The following is a 2813-nucleotide window of genomic DNA, read 5'->3' as shown; positions in this document are numbered from 1 at the left end:
ATCTCTCGCGCGCGCGCCGTGGCGGGCACCGACCTGGGGACCCCGTGGGCCGAGAACCCCACCGGCCGGTCGTCGGGGCAGTCGTCCAGCTCCTTGACGACCACCGCGCCCCTGGCCCGGAGCCGCTCGACCACGTGCCGGTTATGGACGATCTCGTGCCGGACGTAGACCGGAGCGCCATACTTCTCCAGCGCCCGTTCGACGATCTGGATGGCCCGGTCGACCCCGGCGCAGAAGCCGCGCGGGGTGGCCAGCCGCACGGTCAGCGGACGCTTTTCGGGGACCGGGATCGGCGCGTGCAGGGTCATGACCGGAACCTAGTCGTTCGCTCCCCGCGCCGCCACCATGCATTCCCGCCCGCCGGGCCCCAGCGCGCGTTTGCCGCGCCTCGCTTTAGCCGCTATCAGCAACGAGCGTTGCGCCCGGCGTCGGGCTGTCGCGCGCCTCCTCGTTCGTGGAAGAGCTTTCGATGCGTCGCGTCTTCAAGATTTCCCTGGCTCCGGCCCTCGCCGCGATGGCGCTCGCCTCGCTGACGGTTCCCATGGCGGCCGACGCCCAGGTGCGTCCCGGCCAGACGAACCGGCCCGGCTCCAGCACCGGCGAGAACGCCGACGGCTCGCAGCAGAACCAGCGCGCCCGGGCCCCGCGCATCGCGCCGCTGCGCCGCAACGCCGCCGCGGGCCCCTGCCCCTATGTGAAGATTCTCTACGACGCCGCCCGCTACGTCGAACTGACGGGCGACCGGGTGTCGTCGGCGAACGTCGGCTACACCGGAGAGATCGAGGGGCTGAGCTCCGACTGCGCCTATCAGGGCGACGATCCGATCACCGTGCATACCCGGGTCCTGTTCAACCTGGGCCGCGGGCCGCAGGCCGAGGGCGAGGGCCGCACCTATCGCTACTGGATCGCCGTCACCGAGCGGAACAAGGCCGTGCTGGCCAAGGAATATTTCGATCTCCCGGTCAATTTCGACGGAGCCCAGACGGCCACGGTGACTGAGGAACAGGTCGTCGTCATTCCGCGCGCCGACACCACGACGAGCGGCGACAATTTCGAGATCCTCGTCGGCTTCGACGTGACCCCGCAGATGGCCGAGTTCAACCGGACCGGCAGCCGCTTCCGCGTCAACGCGGGCACGGCCGCAACGCCGCCCGCCGCCCAGTAATGACCGACCTCAGGACTGTTCTGGGCGAAGCGGTCGGAGCCGCCTTCGCCGCCGAAGGCGTGGACCCCGCCCTCGCCCGCGTCACCCCGTCCGACCGGCCGGACCTGGCCGACTTCCAGTCGAACGGCGCCCTGGCCGCGGCCAAGGCGCTGAAGGCCAATCCGCGCGAGCTGGCGGCCCGCGTGGCCGGGCGGCTGGAGGGCGACGCCCGGCTGGCCTCGGTCGAGGTGGCCGGACCGGGCTTCATCAATCTGAAGCTCGCCGACGGCGCGCTGGCGGCCCGCGCGGCCGAGGTGGCGGCCGATCGCGCCCACGCCGGCGCCGCGCCCGTCGCCGCGCCCCGCAAGGTGGTGATCGACTACGCCGGCCCCAATGTGGCCAAGCCGATGCATGTGGGGCATCTGCGCTCCTCGATCATCGGCGAGAGCCTGAAGCGGCTGTTCCGGTTCCGGGGCGATCAGGTGTGGGGCGACGCCCATTTCGGCGACTGGGGCTTCCAGATGGGGCTGCTGATCGTCGCCGTGGCCGACGAGGGCGGGGCCGACGGCTTCCTGGCCGGGGGCGACGGGCCCTTCCCGGGCGAATCGCCGGTGACGCTGGACGATCTGGAGCGGCTGTATCCGGCCGCCGCCGCCCGGGCCAAGGAAGACCCGGACTTCCGCGACCGCGCCCGCAAGGCGACGGCGGAGCTGCAGGCGGGCCGCCCCGGCTACCGCGCCCTGTGGCGGCACATGCACGACGTGTCGATGAGCGGCCTGCAGCGCGAGTTCGGGGCGCTGGGCGTGACCTTCGACCTGTGGAACGGCGAGAGCGACGCCGATCCGCTGATGCCCGAGATGATCGCGCACCTCGAGAAGACCGGCCTGCTGGTCGAGGACGACGGGGCGCGGGTGGTGCACGTGGCGAAGCCGGGCGAGACGCGCAAGCGCAAGCTGGCCGACAGCAGCGTCATCGAGGCGCCGAGCCCGCCGCCGCTGCTGGTCATCTCGTCGGAGGGCTCGGCCATGTACGGCACGACCGATCTGGCGACCATTCTGGACCGGCGGAAGGCCATCGATCCGGACCTGATCCTTTACGTGGTCGACGAGCGGCAGGCGGAGCATTTCGAACAGGTGTTCCGGGCGGCCTATCTGGCCGGCTATGCGGCGGAAGGGTCGCTGGAGCATCTCGGCTTCGGCACCATGAACGGGCCGGACGGCAAGCCGTTCAAGACCCGCGCGGGCGGGGTGCTGAAGCTGCACGACCTGATCGGCATGGCCACCGACAAGGCGCGGGAGCGACTGCGCGAGGCGAAGCTGGGGGCGGACCTGCCCGGGGCCGAGTTCGAGGACATCGCCCGCAAGGTGGCGGTGGCGGCGCTGAAATTCGCCGACCTGTCGAACAGCCGGACCACCAGCTACATCTTCGACCTCGACCGGTTCATGAGCTTCGAGGGCAAGACCGGGCCGTATCTGCTGTACCAGGCGGTGCGGATCAAATCCCTGCTGCGCCGGGCGGCGGACCAGGGCGCGGCGGCGGGGCCGGTGGCGATCGGCGAGCCGGCCGAGCGCGATCTGGCCCTGACCCTGGACGCCTTCTCGCAGGCCGTGAGCGAAGCCTACGACAAGCGGATGCCGCACCTGATCTGCGAGCACGCGTACCGGCTGGC

Annotated in this window: 2 protein-coding genes and 1 pseudogene; 2 read left to right on the top strand and 1 reads right to left on the bottom strand. The window is 71.4% G+C overall.

From position 1 onward, the window contains the following. A pseudogene (gene ispH / locus VGD32_RS11130) lies at positions 1-308 on the bottom strand (4-hydroxy-3-methylbut-2-enyl diphosphate reductase); the annotation flags it as partial. 161 nt (positions 309-469) lie between these two features. Here ispH and VGD32_RS11125 point away from each other — a divergent pair. Together VGD32_RS11125 and argS are read left to right on the top strand one after the other, a co-directional pair. Further along, the gene (locus VGD32_RS11125; protein WP_331031955.1) at positions 470-1165 is read left to right on the top strand and encodes a Tat pathway signal sequence domain protein; all 696 of its coding nucleotides are present in this window, start codon (positions 470-472) and stop codon (positions 1163-1165) included. Next, positions 1165-2813 (top strand): arginine--tRNA ligase (gene argS / locus VGD32_RS11120; RefSeq protein ID WP_331031954.1); only part of this gene is annotated, 1649 nt, incomplete at its 3' end. The genes VGD32_RS11125 and argS, both read left to right, overlap by 1 nt.

It is taken from the genome of Brevundimonas sp., assembly GCF_036402095.1.
Taxonomy (GTDB): Bacteria; Pseudomonadota; Alphaproteobacteria; order Caulobacterales; family Caulobacteraceae; genus Brevundimonas.
This window is presented reverse-complemented; position numbering and strand designations above follow the sequence as displayed.